The 16,546-nt window shown below is 41.4% G+C and carries 19 protein-coding genes; 7 read left to right on the forward strand and 12 right to left on the reverse strand.

Annotation, left to right across the window (positions count from 1 at the left end; genetic code table 11):
* Positions 1-218 precede the first annotated feature (218 nt).
* The 4 genes from MKY11_RS12190 to MKY11_RS12205 are packed head-to-tail and all read left to right on the forward strand — an operon-like array spanning position 219 to position 3,487.
* Positions 219-1,757, forward strand: a complete 1,539-nt coding sequence (locus MKY11_RS12190; protein WP_235701740.1) for a hypothetical protein — start codon at positions 219-221, stop codon at positions 1,755-1,757.
* A gap of 1 nt (position 1,758) precedes the next feature.
* Positions 1,759-2,259, forward strand: a complete 501-nt coding sequence (locus MKY11_RS12195) for a stage II sporulation protein M (RefSeq protein ID WP_039167181.1) — start codon at positions 1,759-1,761, stop codon at positions 2,257-2,259.
* Positions 2,260-2,280: 21 nt separating this feature from the next.
* On the forward strand, positions 2,281-2,826 hold the full coding sequence (locus MKY11_RS12200; RefSeq protein WP_268417170.1) for a hypothetical protein: 546 nt from the start codon (positions 2,281-2,283) through the stop codon (positions 2,824-2,826).
* Complete coding sequence (locus MKY11_RS12205; protein WP_024718783.1) at positions 2,819-3,487, forward strand: ABC transporter ATP-binding protein; 669 nt, start codon at positions 2,819-2,821, stop codon at positions 3,485-3,487. Before MKY11_RS12200 ends, MKY11_RS12205 begins: the two co-directional genes overlap by 8 nt.
* A 52-nt stretch (positions 3,488-3,539) precedes the next feature.
* Here MKY11_RS12205 and MKY11_RS12210 read toward each other — a convergent pair whose 3' ends face one another.
* Positions 3,540-3,833 carry a CotD family spore coat protein gene (locus MKY11_RS12210; protein ID WP_342501439.1) on the reverse strand — a complete coding sequence of 98 codons (294 nt, stop codon included), beginning with the start codon at positions 3,831-3,833 and terminating at the stop codon, positions 3,540-3,542.
* Between the two features lie 184 nt (positions 3,834-4,017).
* Between MKY11_RS12210 and MKY11_RS12215 the strand changes: the two genes are divergently transcribed.
* Both MKY11_RS12215 and MKY11_RS12220 read left to right on the forward strand, forming a co-directional pair.
* Entirely contained in the window at positions 4,018-4,335 is a 318-nt protein-coding gene (locus MKY11_RS12215; RefSeq protein WP_024718781.1) for a hypothetical protein, read from the forward strand.
* Positions 4,336-4,362: 27 nt separating this feature from the next.
* On the forward strand, positions 4,363-4,584 hold the full coding sequence (locus MKY11_RS12220) for a hypothetical protein (protein ID WP_224558471.1): 222 nt from the start codon (positions 4,363-4,365) through the stop codon (positions 4,582-4,584).
* A gap of 36 nt (positions 4,585-4,620) precedes the next feature.
* On the opposite strand, the gene MKY11_RS12225 is transcribed toward MKY11_RS12220, so the two are convergent.
* The 4 genes from MKY11_RS12225 to MKY11_RS12240 form a co-directional block, all read right to left on the reverse strand.
* Positions 4,621-5,961, reverse strand: a complete 1,341-nt coding sequence (locus MKY11_RS12225; RefSeq protein ID WP_007501378.1) for a sugar porter family MFS transporter — start codon at positions 5,959-5,961, stop codon at positions 4,621-4,623.
* Positions 5,962-6,045: 84 nt separating this feature from the next.
* Positions 6,046-7,467: an L-arabinose isomerase gene (gene araA, locus MKY11_RS12230; RefSeq protein ID WP_342501440.1), complete on the reverse strand. Its 1,422-nt coding sequence runs from the start codon at positions 7,465-7,467 to the stop codon at positions 6,046-6,048.
* A 17-nt stretch (positions 7,468-7,484) separates the two neighbouring features.
* Positions 7,485-8,189, reverse strand: a complete 705-nt coding sequence (locus MKY11_RS12235) for an L-ribulose-5-phosphate 4-epimerase (protein WP_007501382.1) — start codon at positions 8,187-8,189, stop codon at positions 7,485-7,487.
* Positions 8,183-9,808 carry an FGGY-family carbohydrate kinase gene (locus MKY11_RS12240; RefSeq protein WP_342501441.1) on the reverse strand — a complete coding sequence of 542 codons (1,626 nt, stop codon included), beginning with the start codon at positions 9,806-9,808 and terminating at the stop codon, positions 8,183-8,185. Before MKY11_RS12240 ends, MKY11_RS12235 begins: the two co-directional genes overlap by 7 nt.
* A gap of 272 nt (positions 9,809-10,080) precedes the next feature.
* On the opposite strand from MKY11_RS12240, the gene MKY11_RS12245 reads away from it, so the two are divergent.
* The gene (locus tag MKY11_RS12245) at positions 10,081-11,193 is read left to right on the forward strand and encodes a GntR family transcriptional regulator (protein WP_039167175.1); all 1,113 of its coding nucleotides are present in this window, start codon (positions 10,081-10,083) and stop codon (positions 11,191-11,193) included.
* A 5-nt stretch (positions 11,194-11,198) separates the two neighbouring features.
* Here the strand turns inward: MKY11_RS12245 and MKY11_RS12250 are convergent, their stop codons facing one another.
* From MKY11_RS12250 to MKY11_RS12280, 7 genes are all read right to left on the reverse strand, one after another.
* Positions 11,199-12,215, reverse strand: a complete 1,017-nt coding sequence (locus MKY11_RS12250; RefSeq protein WP_342502110.1) for a serine hydrolase — start codon at positions 12,213-12,215, stop codon at positions 11,199-11,201.
* A 10-nt stretch (positions 12,216-12,225) separates the two neighbouring features.
* Positions 12,226-12,681, reverse strand: a complete 456-nt coding sequence (locus MKY11_RS12255) for a MarR family transcriptional regulator (RefSeq protein ID WP_202394234.1) — start codon at positions 12,679-12,681, stop codon at positions 12,226-12,228.
* 94 nt (positions 12,682-12,775) lie between these two features.
* On the reverse strand, positions 12,776-13,501 hold the full coding sequence (locus tag MKY11_RS12260) for a DsbA family oxidoreductase (protein ID WP_024718774.1): 726 nt from the start codon (positions 13,499-13,501) through the stop codon (positions 12,776-12,778).
* Between the two features lie 148 nt (positions 13,502-13,649).
* Positions 13,650-14,207 carry a 6-phospho-3-hexuloisomerase gene (hxlB, locus tag MKY11_RS12265; RefSeq protein ID WP_342501442.1) on the reverse strand — a complete coding sequence of 186 codons (558 nt, stop codon included), beginning with the start codon at positions 14,205-14,207 and terminating at the stop codon, positions 13,650-13,652.
* Entirely contained in the window at positions 14,204-14,836 is a 633-nt protein-coding gene (gene hxlA, locus MKY11_RS12270; RefSeq protein ID WP_024718772.1) for a 3-hexulose-6-phosphate synthase, read from the reverse strand. Before hxlA ends, hxlB begins: the two co-directional genes overlap by 4 nt.
* Before the next feature lie 397 nt (positions 14,837-15,233).
* The gene (locus MKY11_RS12275) at positions 15,234-15,590 is read right to left on the reverse strand and encodes a winged helix-turn-helix transcriptional regulator (protein ID WP_029708013.1); all 357 of its coding nucleotides are present in this window, start codon (positions 15,588-15,590) and stop codon (positions 15,234-15,236) included.
* 71 nt (positions 15,591-15,661) lie between these two features.
* Positions 15,662-16,531 carry an alpha/beta hydrolase gene (locus MKY11_RS12280; protein WP_110487667.1) on the reverse strand — a complete coding sequence of 290 codons (870 nt, stop codon included), beginning with the start codon at positions 16,529-16,531 and terminating at the stop codon, positions 15,662-15,664.
* Positions 16,532-16,546 lie beyond the last annotated feature (15 nt).

Here is a 16,546-nt window from a genome sequence, read left to right on the forward strand (position 1 = left end):
TATTATCACTACTTCTATCCATTAGACTGGAGCAACAGTATTCTAATATCGCTCAGTTCGTTATACGAAAAATTCCATTTCTCAAGTCATTTTCTTCAAAACAGTACATATTTTTTTCTTGTATTCTTGATATCATATTCGGATGCATGATTGTATTCGTTATATCTTCATTTCTTTACTCCCCCGTCTATCAAATAGAATGGGAAAGTGCTTTTGTGATGTTTTTATTTTTATTTTCTATCGTCAAAGGAATTGAATCTTATAGAAGAACTCATCTTCTTCCTTTTAAAGAATTGATACAGCTAGCACCTGTTTCCTCTAGACAACTTTTTCAAACGCTTCTGTTTTCAGAATTGATTTGGCTTGTGTTTACGAGTTTGAGCACTTATTTGATCTATTTTTTGTTCCAATATGACATTGTTCAAACACACGATCTGGCATTCTGGTTAAAACATGTCAATGTGATGCTGACAAGTATCTTCCTATTTATCATCAGCAATAAGATATTCGGTGCTTATATCTATAACATCGTCGTGAAAAAAATAGGTGCCATTCGTGTCCTCTTTTTCGCAAGCATCTCTTTGCTTTTTTTCTTTTTCGGAAGGGTTCTCATATTAAACATCATTTTCCCTTTTTATCACACCTTCCGGCAACTATTTCAATCGATCTCATCGCTTGCAGAGGATTCGTTTTGGATCACTCTTTCAAACAAGCTGATCTCTTTATATCAACATGATCTTCAGCAAATGCATCATACTTTATTTTCAGATGGCTCGATTTTTCTACAATTTCAAGCTCTGTTCCATTCACCTATTACATTGATTGTTGTGCTATTAGGTAGTGCGCTTGTCATGAGAAGTCCTGTTCGATGGATTCCAACGGAAAAAGATCAAGACCAAAGCTCAAAGCATTTTCGGGATTTATTTTATTGGTACTTTCAAGTACTGCATAAAATTCAGGGTTCGCTGTTTAGACAAAATGTGTTGATCCAAAAAGACATCAAGCTGCTGAAAGAAAAAAGGTGGCTCTTATCTAAAGAATTTTTTAATTATATGTTCATGTCATATGAAGCCTTCTTTTATATTGGTGTTTTTACCGGATTGATCTCGATCATCGATCAACAGGCCTTGCAAATTCAGCTGCTATTCACACTCAATATTATGATACTAGCGAATCAATCTTATGAGATGAGAATGCTGACACCTTCTATTTTTGCTTTAAGTGCTGAAAAAAAGAACATTTGGCTTTACGAGCTTTCTCAAATATCACTTTTGCAATTTTTCTTATCAAAAATCCAGTTATTTTATTGTTTATTTTCCATACCAGCGCTCTTTTTACTATTCATTAATCTATCTATTATGACTGTGTATCAACTGTTTCATGTTCAGATGCTCATTCAACTGGTGGTATTAGGGGTTGGCTTTTTCATTTTTCCTTTGATTCAGCTTTACTTGTTTCCATTCACAACGAAATTCAATTTTATTCATGAGCATGAAATAGGGACAACAAATGAGGAACTAGAGATCATCGATAAAGGTCAGGCATTTGCAAGAAACTTTCTTGTTCTGCCTTTTATGTACTATTTGATTTTGACCTCTTTTCTCCCTATATTGCAGCAATCCTCAGGGCTCGTAAACGTGCTGTTCGCTATATATTTTGTGATCGTTTCAGTGATTTGCTGGATATTATGCCGCAAGACCATTTATAAAGGAATTGAGTATGTTGAAAAAAATAAGATATTTTCTATCGGAGAATAGATTGATTCTACGCCTCGGCTATCTTTACGCCGGTGTATTTATTGTAGCTTTGCTCATTGGAAGTCTCCTTCCTTATGATCAGATTCCTTATTTAAAAAAGGATGAAGACATGTTTTTTCTCTCTATTTTTTCAAACAATTTACAGGTTGGGCTTGCCATTCTAGGTATCGGGGCTTTTACTGGCGGCATTATGTCTGCTGGCATTCTTTTTTATAATGGCTATATCATTGGAAAACTCATTCAGTTTTTGATAGCTCAGCATGAAGTGCAGCAGTTATTCACTGGCCTCATGCCACATGCTTTTGTTGAGGTTCTTGGTTTGATCCTATTTTCAATCGTCAGTGCTTTTCCATTTATTTATCTTTACCGGTTTATGAAAGGTAAGGCCATTGATGTAAGAAAGCTGACTCGGACTGTGATTCAGTTAATCTTTGCCGCTGTAGTGCTCTTGTTGATTGCCTCTCTTTTAGAGGAATATGTCAGCCATGTACATCTATCTTAGAAGAAAGGAGAATGTGGTTCTATGGAGCTACTTCTACGCCCTAAGCAATTTTTTAACCAACATCAATCGATCAAAACCATTGTAGGTCTTGTCTTACTATCTTTATTTGTTTCGACTGTTTTTTTAACTTTTTTTATCATTGATTTATTAGTAGAGGAGCCTTTATCTGCGGGAAAACAATTAGCCAGCATTGTGTTTATCTTTTTGCTGACAATCCCACTTTATTTCATATTGAATTTTCTCGGTACTGTCGTGACTTCAATTTATATGTACTTTTTTCATAAAACGTTTATTTTGCGCAAAATGTATTTTGTGATCTTGCTTTATAATGCGTTGCTTCTATTAGTGAATAGCGCAGCAATCTATTGTGTGATGGTACTCGATTTAGATCATTATTTTATCTTCATCCAAGCGGTTTCGTTTTTGATCAACTTGTACCTATTACGCATCCTATATGATGGGATCATTTATTATGCTAAAGGATCAAAAAAAGCCGCCCTTGCGACCGTCATCTTGTATATGCTGGTGACCACCGTTTTTGTTATTGGAGGATTTATCAATGGCTAGTTTGCAAGTGTCTCAGCTATCTTTTCGTTATGAAACAACTGAAGAAAGCTCTCCCCTCCTTGATCAAGTATCCTTTCATCTGAAAGAAGGTGATCGTGCTTGTATTATCGGAAAAAACGGCAGCGGTAAATCGACACTTTTAAAGATCATCGCAGGTCTGCTTCCTTCAGTATCCGAAACGGTATTACTCAACGAACAGCATCATCCTGGGTCAGCTCTTTATAAAGGGTTGGTCGCGTACATCCCAGATAAGCCTTTGGTTTATGATGCGCTGACTGGTATCGAGCATATGACTCTTATACAGTCGCTATGGAAAATGAATCAGTCAGAAAAAGAGGTATACAAAAAGACCTTTCTCTCACTTTGTGATGCATTTGATTTAACTCATGCACTCAAGATGCCTGTCAAACAATATTCACTAGGTATGAGATATAAGCTTTTCTTTAATTGTATGGCGGCCAGATCACCAGAGCTAATCATTCTTGATGAACCTTTTACATCTCTTGATGAGGCATCTCAAATGCAGTCTATTTCTTTATTAAAAGAAGAATTCTCTGATCAATGTGTTTTATTTACAAGCCATCAGCGCTACCTTTATTCAGAATTAGGAAATCGTTTTTTCGAGCTTGATCACGGACAACTAAATGAAATAGAGCGTTAAACATACAAAAGGCATCCCATCACAGGATGCCTCACTTCTTTATACCATTATCTTACCATTTACAGCGTTTGACCGGGCGGCAGCAAGGATTCTTGACATCACTACCACAGTCATATTCTTCCACAATATACTCATTTCGTGTAGATTGCGTCACAGGGTAGTAGTTTTCAATTCTTTTGATGTTTTTATTGACGTTTGTGATATGAGTTGGATGAATTTTTCTAATCGTTTGTTCATTTGTTGTCGTGTTGACAATTTGACGTGTAGGGGATACAACCGTTTCAACTTCTCCATGATTCCCTCTGCGAGGCCCAAAGAAAAAATTGTCTAATCGATTCCGGCTCATTCTCAACACCCCTTAAAGTTGTCTTTCACTTACACTCTATCGTATGTCAGAGGCACGATTAGTGATTAGATGCTTGTCTATTTTTGAAAAAATCCGCTTGTGATCTAGTAGTCTCTTTCTTTACAATAGGACAATTTTAACATATTATACAAATGATCTCTTGTGAAGGAAAGGACATTCATTGATGAAAACAAGACATAAGCTTTTTTCATTTTTCATCCTGCTCGTCGTAGTTATCACCCTTCCCTTGCTGTCGCCTATGGTTTTTACAAATGCGACTGAAAGAGGAGCGATACGGCATGCCATTTATCAAGAAGGCTACCCTTACCAAAGCTATTTTGCTATTTTGCAAAAAAAGGACGATGTAGACCCTCAATATGGTCAGCTGTATGATGTGTATTGGCAGGCTTGGAAAAGCGAAACAGGAATGACACCTTCCGTCTGTTATTCAAAAAAGATAGAAGACCATGAATATAAGGTCAGCTGCGGAACTGCACCATAACATTTTTCAATAACTTTAAAATTAGAGGTGAACGATTTGATCAACACAACACAAACCATCGAACGAAACAAACTGGACATTGCACTTGAACTGACGCAATTGCATTTGAATCGATATGAAGCAAATCATCCTGATCAGCTGAGTGAAATTTATGCGAAATATTATGCGCTTCTTGAAGTACTGGACGTATCCTCATCTGATCAATTAATGGATTTACTGCCAGATGAACTGAAACAAATACTTGATTAAAAAAGCCATCTATCCTGTGTGGATAGATGGTTTCCTTTAGACACGTGCAGCCATATCGGTTTCGATTTGCTCTAAGCTTCTTCCTTTTGTTTCGACTAATACAAAGCGCGTGAACAACAGGCCAATTAAGCAGATGACCCCAAATGAGGAGAAAATGACGCCAAAGCTGAATTGGTCAGCCAAGATAGGGAACACAAGGCCAACTGCTAATGATCCCGTCCAGTTAAAGGCAGATGAAATGCCCGCTCCAATACCCCTGACAGAAAGTGGGAAAATTTCACCAATGATAATCCATGTGATCGGTGCCCATGAGAAGGCATAGCACAAAATAAAGCAGCAAAGTGAAATCAATGTGACCCAGTTTAATATGCCTTCACTCACTCCGAGCGCACCTAATGCCGCTGGTGCAAAGAAAGACAGGGCCATCCCCGTTCCCCCAACTGTGAGAATCGTTCGGCGGTCGAACCGGTCGACGAATTGTAAAAAAATCACGGTCGTCACAACAAATATGACACCAACAATGACGGTAAAACCTGCGGCAACTTGCGGAGCAAGACCTACATTTCTTGCGATACTCGTTGCATAATACACAATGGAGTTCGCCCCCTGTATTTGCTGGAGTGTCGCCATTCCGACCCCAATAAAGAGAGCCATTCGGAATTTCTTTTGAAATAATTCACGAATGCCTGAGCGTTCTTCTTTTGCTACTTCTAAAATTTCTTGCATTTCTGCTTCAATCTCTTCACGTGATGAACGAAGTGATCCTAATACTTCACGTGCCTTATGAGCCATTCCGTGTTTAATTAAATATCTTGGAGATTCAGGAAGTTTCAGCATGCCAATATAAAGCACGATCGCAAATAAAGCAGCACTTCCCAGCATCCAGCGCCAGCTGTCTGGAATTGGTTCAAACACAAATGCGACGATATAGCTAAGCAATAATCCACTCACAATCATCAGCTGATTCAGACCGGACAATTTCCCGCGAATTTTGGCCGGAGCGATTTCAGACATGTAAGCAGGCACGAGCGATGAGGCTGTCCCTACAGCTGTTCCTAAGAAAATCCGGGCAATAGTTAATGAGATTTCTTCTGGTGCAATGGCTGAGCCAAGCGCACCGACAAAAAAGATAATCGATGACACCAAAATGAGCTTTCTGCGGCCAAACTTATCCCCCATCAGACCGCTTAAAATGGAACCAATGATCGCCCCGCCCATTAATGAAGAAACGACGATGCCAAGCCATAACGGGCTGAGCTGAAATTCTTCCTGAATGTGCCCTTCTGCCCCTGCGATAATACCAATATCATATCCAAATAAGATACCTGCAAAGGACCCGAAAAAGAAGATAAATTTACTTGATACTTTTTTCTCCAAGTGGATGACCCCCCTCACTTAATAAACCGCTTTCATTTCTCCCTGCCATTCTACCGTTCACAGTAGAATGCATTTCACCCTTCTTTATAAAACCACATATTCTGCATTCACAAGCTTTGCAAAATGAACAATTTGATCAACTGTTAAATTGAGAGATACGACTGTATGATGACCTCCGCCGTGCTTAATCCATGCTTTGATGCCCTCTTGAAAGTTCGGTTTGATTTTCCAGAGGACTCGTGCCACCGGTAAATGAGGTGCTGCTTCCTGCGGCTCAAAGGCTTCTACTTCTTGAATCAACCATTTGAAATGTGTTCCAAAATCAGCAATGGAGACAACAACGCCCTCGCCTGCTTTTCCATCAAACACAAGACGTGCTGGGTCTTCCCGGTTTCCAATGCCTAGCGGAGACACGACAATGACAGGTTTTGTATGTGCAAGCGCAGGATCTACTTCTAGCATATGAGATTGCAGCACTGCTTCCTGACCAGCAGTCATTTCATATGTGTAATCTTCCATAAAACCAGTCGATTGATGATGGCTCATCACCTTTAATAAACGATCCAGTGCGGCGGTTTTCCAATCCCCTTCACCCGCAAAGCCATATCCCTTTGCCATCAGTCGCTGAACGGCTAAACCCGGAAGCTGCTTCATGCCATGTAAATCTTCAAAGTTTGTCGTAAAGGCATTGTAGCCGCCTTCATCTAAAAAACGTTTTATGGCAATTTCATATCGTGCCTGCACTTTCACACTTTGTTCCCATTCTTCTGCCGAATAGCTCCCATAATCCACGTCATATAACGTTAAGTACTCAGCAAACAGAGCATCAACTTCTGCTTCTTCCACAGCATTTACATAGTTCACAAGATCGCCAATTCCAAAGTAATCAACGGTCCATCCCAGCTGGATCTGCGCTTCAATTTTATCTCCTTCTGTCACAGCAACGTGGCGCATATTGTCACCAAACCGAGCCACTTTAATGTGGAAGCTCTCATGATAGGCAGCCGCAACGTCCATCCAATCAGCGATTTGCTGCTTCACCTCCTGCTTCGACCAATGACCTGCAACGATTTGATTTTGCTTATTTAAACGTGCATTGATATAGCCGTACTCTCTGTCTCCATGTGCCGATTGATGGAGATTCATATAGTCCATATCAATCGTGTCCCACGGAATGTTTTCATAGTATTGCGTGACGAGATGCAAAAGAGGCTTTTGCAAAAGAGACGTACCACGTATCCACATTTTTGCTGGAGAAAACGTATGCATCCAAGTCATCACACCGATGACCTCATCACGATAGTTGACCTCTTTCATCAGCTGTGTGATTTGATCCGCACTGACCGCCAGTTCCTGCAGAATAATTGGATAAGGCAGCAAACCGCTCTCATTTAAGGCATCTGTTATCTTTTGCGCATCTGCCTTCACTTGCTTCAGTGCCTCGTCCCCATATAAGTGCTGTGACCCGACGACAAACCAACATTCTTTCTTCTGACTTGTTAACATAGAAATCCCTCTTTTCTTTATCTTGAAGGTTTTTGTCCGTAATACGCATGTGTTCCATGTTTTCTTAAATAATGTTTATCTAAAATCACCTGCGGAAGAGGCTCTGCATATTCGTTCAATTGCTTTGCAAACAGGTTCATTTTCGCTACTTCATCTAAAATGACACTGTTCGTTACCGCACTTTTTGCATCTTTTCCCCACGTAAAGGGACCATGACCTTGTAGCAAAATACCAGGAACCGCCATGACATCTATCTGTCTTTTCTCAAACGTTTCAATGATCAAGTGTCCTGTTTCCACCTCATACCCGCGATTCACCTCTTCTTCTGTGAGAAATCGAGCGCACGGAACAGGTCCGTAAAATGTATCTGCATGTGTTGTGCCCATTGCTGGTAAATCAAGTCCAGCTTGCGCCCATACCGTTGCCCACATTGAATGGCTATGTGAAATGCCGCCAATTTCCTCAAAGTGTTTGTAAAGAACAGCATGTGTGGCAGTATCGGAAGAAGGATTGAATTCTCCCTCTACCACTTGACCGTCAAAATCGACCACGACCATGTCTTTTGCTGATAATTTGTCATACGCTATGCCGCTTGGCTTAATGACAAACAGTCCACTGTCACGATCGCACGCACTGACATTGCCCCATGTAAATTTCACAAGTCCGTACTTTGGTAGATCTAGATTCGCTTGAAACACTTCTTCTTTTAAACGCTCTAACATACAGGTGCCGCTCCTTTCTGTGGCGTCAAATGTTCTACTGCCACTTTTTCTATCGGGAGTCCTTCTTGATAGCGCTTTATAAATTCCTCAAAACCTTTAACATCCAGTGGATCAGGATCAATAAGCTCTTCTAATGTATGGGCAAACACTTGATGCTTGAGAAAATGGCTCAGTGTTTGCTGCTGGTGATTGATCATATATGAAGCAAGGACCGCCATCCCAAACGCACCGCCTTCTCCCGCCGTTGATACGACGGATACAGGTGTCCCGAGTGCAGCAGCGACCATTTTTTGCCCAACTATCGGTGTTTTAAATAAACCGCCATGTCCTAGTAAGCGATCAATCTTGACTTGTTCATGTGCTTTTAACCGATCCATCCCGATTTTCATTGCGCCAAATGCAGAGAAAAGATGCGTCCGAATGAAATTAGCAAGGGTAAACCGGCTTTGAGGAGATCTAACAAAAAGGGGTCTTCCTTCTTTTAGTCTCGTAATATTTTCACCAGAATAATAGCCATAGCTTAAAAGCCCGCCCCCATCATGATCTGCTTCTAAAGCTTGATTTAATAGGGTTTCGTACAATCTTTCTGTTTCAACTGGCTGACCCATTGCTTCAAACGCTTCTTTGAATAGATTCATCCAAGCGTTGAGGTCACTTGTACAATTGTTGGCATGAACCATCGCGACTGGCAGGCCATCTGGTGTCGTGACAAGGTCCACTTCTGGGTACACACCTTTTAGATGTTGCTCTAACACAATCATGGCAAATACAGATGTCCCAACTGAAATATTCCCAGTTCTCTTTTCCACACTGTTTGTTGCGACCATCCCTGTTCCTGCATCACCCTCTGGCGGGCAAAAAGGGATACCTGGCTGCAACTGTTTGCCTTGGTCTAAAATCGCTGCTCCAGCTGCTGTTAACACACCAGCTTCTTCGCCTGCTAAATAGATGCGCGGCAAAAGATGACGAAGCTTCCACGGGTAGCCTTTTTCTGCAATCAATGCTTCAAATTGATGAAGCATCACTTCGTTGTAATCCTTCGTTTTTTCATCAATGGGGAACATTCCCGACGCATCGCCAATTCCGATGGCCTGCTTCCCTGTTAACAGCCAGTGAATGTAGCCGGACAAAGTGGTCACATACTCTAACCGGGACAGATGTTTTTCCTCTCCTAGTATCGCTTGGTATAAGTGAGCGATACTCCATCTTTCTGGAATATGAAATTGGAATACATCTGTTAGCTTTTGACTCGCCTCGGTCGTTGTTCCATTCCGCCACGTTCGAAACGGGACGAGGAGCTCTCCTGTATGATGACAGGCGACGTAGCCATGCATCATCGCAGATATCCCGATGGAGCCAATGGTTTGAATCGTCACCCCATACAATTGTGCAGCCTGTTCTTTCATCTGACGGTACGCCACTTGAAGACCTGTAATGATCTCAATTAAGTTGTACGTCCATATTCCTTCTTGAAGAGAACTTTCCCATTCAAATGCACCTTGCGCAATTGGCTGAAACTCTTCATCTATTAAAATGGCTTTAATTCGTGTCGAACCAAATTCAATGCCCAAAGATGTCCTGCCTTCTCTAATGGCTTTGGCCGTCTCTTCACGATTCATTTTGTTCACCCCCATGATGATAGCGGTTTCAAATATCTATTTCGTTTGATCCATCTTTACCTGTGCACAAAAACAATATAATATTTGTCCGTACATATGTCAATAATAAATATAGTTGTACATACACAATCAGACAAAATCTTTTATATTCTCTAAGGATTAGACGGTAGACACTGCAAGCGCCTGTTTTTGATTGAGCAACCATGTTAAAATATGTCCATACAAGTTCTTCTCAATCCGAGTAGAGGATCAACTGTGAAAGAAGTGAAACGATGAAAAAGAAGTACCAGATCATTATGGATGATATAAAAAGCAAAATACTGACAGGGGATTACCGGATCGGGGAGCGTATTCCAACCGAATCAAGCTTACAAGAGATGTATCAAGTAAGCCGGCATACGGTGCGAAAAGCCATCTTAGAATTATCGAGTGAAGGTTTTTTACGAAGCGAAAAAGGCTCGGGCACATTTGTCACCAATCAATATCAAACAAAACCTGCTGGACATGCTCATATGAAAACGATTGGCGTCATCACCACATACATATCCGATTACATTTTCCCGTCGATCATTCGGGGCATCGAAAGCCGATTAAATGAAGAGAACTATTCTTTGTTACTGGCGAGTACAAATAACGATGTGGAGCAGGAGAAAAAAGCGCTTGAAATGATGCTGTCCTTTGGTGTGGACGGATTAATTGTCGAACCGACAAAAAGCAACTTATATAATCCAAACATTTCGTACTACCTTTCCTTTAAAGAGCAGGATGTCCCGCTTATTATGATCAATGCCTACTATGAGCAGTTAGAGGTTCCCTTCCTTTGTTTGGATGATGTGAAGTCCAGCTATTTAGCGACAAAGGAGCTGATCACCTCTGGACATCAGCACATTGGACTGATTTCAAAAACAGATGATTTACAAGGAAAATATCGAATGAAAGGCTATATTCAGGCACTCGGTGAAGCGAAGCTCAATTTCCTACCAGAGCATGTCCTTTTTTTCGATACAGAATCGAAGCAGTATTTGGGGGATCATATCAAAACCTTTTTACAAGCGCACCAGCATGAGCTGACCGCCCTTGTTTGCTATAACGATGAAGTCGGGTTAGAAGTAGCAAATGTATGTAGTGAAATGGGTTTATCTATTCCAGATGATCTTTCCATTATCGGACAGGATAACTCGTATATTGCCCAAAAAAATGCCCATGTGAAACTGACAACGCTGACACACCCTCAAGAGCAAATGGGACGAGATGCGGCAGACTGGATGATTAAAAAAGTACAAGGGAAAAAGAATCTCCCTGATCAAACATTTTATGAGCCTGAACTCGTTCCTGGTGAAACGATTAAAGCGCTGAACGCAAGAAAAAATGAGCCCTCTTCATAGGAGGCTCATTTGGCTTTAGGCTCTTGTTCAAGCATATTCATCACGTCATAGGCAATTCGGTCAGGAGAATCTTGCGTGATACGATTGCGATAGTTAGACAAGACGACCACTCCCGTTTTTGAATGCGGGCGGAAGCCCATGAAGCTGGAGAAACCAGAAGTTGCACCATTATGGCAAATCAATCCCGTATCATCTATGACCCATCCGAGTCCCATTGACATGTTTTTCCCTATCTTTACCTTTGGCTCGTGGGTCATTTTCCATGGAGAAGCGACGTCTGCACTCATATGCGCAGAGAGAAATGAAAGCAAATCCGTGATCGTCGAACGAATCGCACCAGCCCCTTGATAGTCATGCATCTGAAGCGGAGGAACCTCTTTTCCATTCTCTTGATGACCGAGGACCATCTTCTCTTTGACATCCTCCTTGATCGTAATCAAGGTGTTCGATAGTTTCAGCTCATCCACGATATATTCAGTCAGCAGCTCTTCATATGTTTTGTGAAGAGACCATCCCATGATCAACCCGAGGAGTCCCATCCCTACATTGGAGTAACGAGATGGGTATTCTTTTCGCTCATTCCATTTTTTCGAGTGTAACAGTTTCATTAATTCATCAAGGGAGTATTGACAGTACATATCTCTTCTCACTTTTGGAAGGAACCTTAGTTGTAAATCTCTGAGAAAACGATGTGAAGGAAGTCCAGACGTATGGGTTGCCAGCTGTTCCAATTGGATAGGGTGATTCTTTCTTATTTCGGGACAATACAGTGAAATGGAATCGTCTAGCTTCATCTGCCCTTTTTGAATCATGCTTGCTAATATACTTGTCGTAAAGACTTTTGAAATAGAGCCGATTTCAAAAATGACCTCCTCAGGCTGCACGCGCTGCTGTATGGGGTGATCTCCGAAATGAAAAACGTGTCTTTCTCCTTGATGAATCAGGCCGATCACGAGCAGTGCCTGTTTCTTTTTTTCCGTATAAGAAGAGGCAATTCGCTGTACTTCTTGTTTGAGCATCATCAATGGATCATCATCCTTCCCCTTCATTTTGATCTACAATCAATTGATCAAGCTTTGTATAAATGGATGTCAATGTGTTGATCTCTTCGAGGCTTAATTTTGAATAGTATTTTTCAATGATCGCAAGTTCTATCTTTCTCATATTCTCCAAGTACGTCTTTGCTTTTTCAGAAAGTTCAACGTGCAATTCCCGACGATTTTGCGGGTTGATGCTGCGGCGAACCCATTCTTTTTTTTCAAGTGTGTTTAACAACTGGCTCACAGCACTTTGGGTGATGCCTAGTTGCTGAGCAATTTGAATAGGTGAGCTTCCCCCTTTTCGCTCTACGAAATCAAGGACAATATGCTGTTTATCAGTTAACTCATCTACAAATAACTCTTCAAACTCTAATCGGAGCTTTTGATGGATGCGCGCTTCGATTTGGTTTAATTCTTGGATCATCGTTGTTTTGGATGTCACTGTCATCACCTTCATAATTAAGATAACTTAAGTATAAAGGTATGTTAATTATTAATCAACAAAAATCCCTATCTTTTATTAAAGATAGGGAAAATGCCGATTATACTTCTTCTTTAGGTGAAGGTACTGCACATACGCCATCTGCACATGCTTCTTCAAATGAAGCATCAGCCGCTTTCTCCGTTTGCACTGCCTCTTCTGTCCAAGCCGTTTCAAGGGCACGAAGGAACGTATCTGCTGGCTGTGCACCAGCAACCGAATATTTGTCATTGATCAAGAAAAAAGGCACAGCAGAAATCCCGAGCTGTCTTGCTTCTTTTTCATCTTCTCGTACATCGTCTGCAAATTCTTGCCCGTCTAGAACCTTTTGTACTTCGTTCTGATCAAGGCCTGCTTTTTCTGCGATATCTAAAAGGGTTTGACGATCACCAACATGCTTTCCATCTGTAAAATACGCTTGAAACAGCTCTCCCATGACGAGATCGCCTTTTCCCATTTTTCCAGCATATTGTGCGAGCTGGTGGGCATCAAAGGTGTTTGTCAAAACGAGTGGATCGAATTGAAAATCGATTCCTTTCTCCTTGCCCGCCTGTTTCACCTGTTCATTCATCGCGATGGCCCGGCTACGGCTCATGCCATATTTTTTGACAAGCATATCATGCACATCATAATCCACTGCAACAGGTGCATTCGGATCAAGCTCAAAGCTTTTAAACTCTACTTCTACCTGTTCTTTATGAGGGAATTGCTCAAGCGCTGTTTCCAACTGTTTTTTTCCTATATAACAAAAAGGACAGGCGATATCTGACCAAATTTGTACTTTCATCTTCATCTTCCTTCCGTTGCTTACGTTTTTTCTTTCAAGATGTAACTATTATAGTTACATCTTATCCTTTATGTCAAGTGATCCTTCTTTTTAAGTACCATGTATTAAAAAAACCTTTCCTTCAAAAAAGGAAAGGTTTTCATCACGGCTATTCTAAATTCGCATGGTGACCGTACATTTTATGGGTGTCGAGCTCTTTCATTTCCATCAATCTCAAGATGACCGCATCGTACATAAGAAGCAAAGTTTGCTCAAATAATGAGCCCATCGGCTGAATCGTATGATGGTTTCCTTCATGTTGATCCTTTGGCGCACCTGAAAGTAAGATGACTTCATCCGATAGATCAGCTATAGGTGACTCAGCTGAAAGCGTGAACGACGCCACGCTTCCGCCAATCGCCCTTGCCTTTTTCGCGAACACAAGCAGCGTCTCTGTTCGGCCAGAACCGCTCCCTACAATCAATAAATCCTCAGATGTAAAAGCAGGCGTATTCGTTTCACCGATCACATAAGCTTCGACACCAATATGCGTGAGTCTCATCGCAAACGATTTCCCCATCAAACCAGACCTGCCAGCCCCTGCGACGAAGACCTTTCGAGCCGCTAAAATGCTTTTGACAAGCTGCTCTGCTTGTTCGTCTTGAATCGCGGGCGAGTGCTCAGAAAGCTCGCTTAGAATCGCTCTCACATAGTCACTTGTTTTCATGATTGTGCAATCAACTGCTTCATTTGCGCAGCCACTTCTGCTTTATTGTCTTGGCTCGCAATACCGCCGCCGACAATAATCAAATCAGGGTTTAATTTGACGACTTCAGGCAATGTATCAAGCTTAATACCGCCTGCAATCGCTGTTTTCGCCTGTTTGACCACTTGTTTAATGGTCATGAGATCAGCAAATGAGTTTTGACCAACCGCTTGCAGGTCATAGCCTGTGTGCACACAAATATAATCTACCCCAAGCTCATCAAGCTCTTTCGCACGGCCGGCGATATCTTTGATACCAATCATATCGACTAAAATTTGTTTCCCTCTTGCTTTTGCTTCCTTCACCGCTCCTTGAATGGACATATCTTCTGCCGCCGCAAGAATGGTCACAATATCCGCTCCAGCCTCGGATGCCTGCTGCACTTCATAACCGGCAGCATCCATAATTTTGAGATCCGCCAGCACACGTAAATTCGGAAACGCCTGTTTAACTTCTTTTACAGCACGAAGCCCTTCGTTGATCACAACAGGTGTCCCAATTTCCACCACATCAATAGACGCTTCTACTTCTTTGATCAGCTCGATCGCTTCTGGTATATTCACTAAATCTAACGCTAATTGTAATTTCATCTACATTCACTCCTGTTTCATCATGTCATCTTCAAGAGCTCCGCGGATGATGCATCTTGAATCTTTCTTGCATGAAACGAGTATAACAACAGGAATGGCGCAATCCTAGTACGCACTTTTTTTTTACATACTATACTTTTTCGCATATGGGCACAAAAAAGATACTGTCTTTCGACCAGTATCTCAGCGTGTAGACAAACCCTCGCATTCGGTGTCAGTCCTGCGTGGTGGTGCTCACGAATGTGACATTCGCTCCGCGCCAGTACTCGTCCTTCCTAGGGCTGCAAAGGTTTTCTATCACGCTGAAAGGAAGACAAAGGGCTAAAATCAATTCATTTTAGCCCTTTGTCAACAATCTGAAATACTGTCTTTCGTTCAGTATCTATTGTAGGTATTTCTATTTATCGTCTTTTAAGAAATTACTGTCGAGATATTGTTTTCCCCAATCATACATCGCCTCTAAAATTGGCATTAAGCTTTCTCCGAGTTCTGTGAGAGAATACTCAACCTTTGGCGGAACGACAGGATAAACCTCTCGGTGCACAATGTGATCTTCCTCTAATTCTCTTAGCTGATTGACAAGCATTCTTTGCGTAATCCCAGGCATTAACGACTTTAACTCACCAAACCGTTTTGTCCCTTCTCTCCCAAGGTGCCATAAGATCAACATTTTCCACTTACCACCGATAATATTCAGCGTCAGCTCTTTTTCGCAATTGAACACTTTATTTTCCATACGTGATGACAACAACATACACTCCTTTAATTTCAAACCACTTTATCATATACTTCGGCAAAATGGATTGCCCTAGCATACAGTCTTTGTTATTGATTTTGTTTTTTGACGAAAGCCATCACAGCCTTTGTCATCTCTTGCGCTTCTTTTGGCGCTCTGTCAGATCCAAACCATTTATTTAAATCACTGTGGCTCAGCGAATGAACCCGAAAAACAAACCGTGAGCCTTGATCATGGTTCAGTTTTTCTGCAAATCGGTACACCTCAGGGTTTTCCCAGCCTGTGACCAAATAAACAGGCGGTACATTCGTTTGATTCATATAAGTGACAGGTGATGCCTTTGTCCAGTTCTTCTCGTGTTTGCCAAAGACTTTTTTATACGATGGAATGGCTTGTATAAATTGATTGATGTTTAACGGCCCATCTAAAATCACGATAGAATTGATCGTTTTTGGCGACAGCCCCACACGTTTTAAGTAAGTCGAATCTGTAGCAACCAATGCTGTCAAATGACCACCCGCTGAGTGACCCATGACATTGATTTTTGACGAATCGATTTGATATTCATCTGCATGATCCTTCACCCATTTAATAGCGCTTGCCGTATCATCTGCCATCTGCTCGAAGTTGGCATCAGGGTGAAGCCTGTAATTCATTGAAACAAACACATACCCTTGACCCGTAAAATAATCAGCCTTTGAAGCGACTCTATTCTTATCGCCGCCTGTCCAGCCGCCGCCATGGAGATAGATCATGACTGGATGCTTCTTCTTTTTGTCTTCATCTTTTCCCTTTGGCATATATATATCCAGTGTTTGCTGTTTATTTTGTGTGTCTGCATAATGGATGTTCGTCGTCGGCTTAGGCTGGTTGAAACGGAACACAAAGAATGCGCATACCAATAATCCAGCGATGACCGCCGCAAATAAGAGCCATTTCATGATTCGATTCAATGTCATTGCACCTTTCTGTGT

The sequence above is a fragment of the Bacillus sp. FSL W7-1085 genome (genome assembly GCF_038595035.1).
Lineage (GTDB): Bacteria > Bacillota > Bacilli > Bacillales > Bacillaceae > Bacillus > Bacillus altitudinis.

What these genes read in the sequence shown, in the direction of transcription:
- MKY11_RS12190 (WP_235701740.1), top strand. Translation starts at nt 219, where the DNA reads ATGTTTTTATTTTTATTTTCTATCGTCAAAGGAATTGAATCTTATAGA.
- MKY11_RS12200 (WP_268417170.1), top strand. Translation starts at nt 2,281, where the DNA reads ATGGAGCTACTTCTACGCCCTAAGCAATTTTTTAACCAACATCAATCG.
- MKY11_RS12205 (WP_024718783.1), top strand. Translation starts at nt 2,819, where the DNA reads ATGGCTAGTTTGCAAGTGTCTCAGCTATCTTTTCGTTATGAAACAACT.
- MKY11_RS12210 (WP_342501439.1), bottom strand. Translation starts at nt 3,833, where the DNA reads ATGAGCCGGAATCGATTAGACAATTTTTTCTTTGGGCCTCGCAGAGGG.
- MKY11_RS12215 (WP_024718781.1), top strand. Translation starts at nt 4,018, where the DNA reads ATGAAAACAAGACATAAGCTTTTTTCATTTTTCATCCTGCTCGTCGTA.
- araA (WP_342501440.1), bottom strand. Translation starts at nt 7,467, where the DNA reads ATGTTAACAAGTCAGAAGAAAGAATGTTGGTTTGTCGTCGGGTCACAG.
- MKY11_RS12235 (WP_007501382.1), bottom strand. Translation starts at nt 8,189, where the DNA reads ATGTTAGAGCGTTTAAAAGAAGAAGTGTTTCAAGCGAATCTAGATCTA.
- MKY11_RS12240 (WP_342501441.1), bottom strand. Translation starts at nt 9,808, where the DNA reads ATGAATCGTGAAGAGACGGCCAAAGCCATTAGAGAAGGCAGGACATCT.
- MKY11_RS12245 (WP_039167175.1), top strand. Translation starts at nt 10,081, where the DNA reads ATGAAAAAGAAGTACCAGATCATTATGGATGATATAAAAAGCAAAATA.
- MKY11_RS12250 (WP_342502110.1), bottom strand. Translation starts at nt 12,215, where the DNA reads ATGATGCTCAAACAAGAAGTACAGCGAATTGCCTCTTCTTATACGGAA.
- MKY11_RS12255 (WP_202394234.1), bottom strand. Translation starts at nt 12,681, where the DNA reads ATGACAGTGACATCCAAAACAACGATGATCCAAGAATTAAACCAAATC.
- MKY11_RS12260 (WP_024718774.1), bottom strand. Translation starts at nt 13,501, where the DNA reads ATGAAAGTACAAATTTGGTCAGATATCGCCTGTCCTTTTTGTTATATA.
- hxlB (WP_342501442.1), bottom strand. Translation starts at nt 14,207, where the DNA reads ATGAAAACAAGTGACTATGTGAGAGCGATTCTAAGCGAGCTTTCTGAG.
- hxlA (WP_024718772.1), bottom strand. Translation starts at nt 14,836, where the DNA reads ATGAAATTACAATTAGCGTTAGATTTAGTGAATATACCAGAAGCGATC.
- MKY11_RS12275 (WP_029708013.1), bottom strand. Translation starts at nt 15,590, where the DNA reads ATGTTGTTGTCATCACGTATGGAAAATAAAGTGTTCAATTGCGAAAAA.
- MKY11_RS12280 (WP_110487667.1), bottom strand. Translation starts at nt 16,531, where the DNA reads ATGACATTGAATCGAATCATGAAATGGCTCTTATTTGCGGCGGTCATC.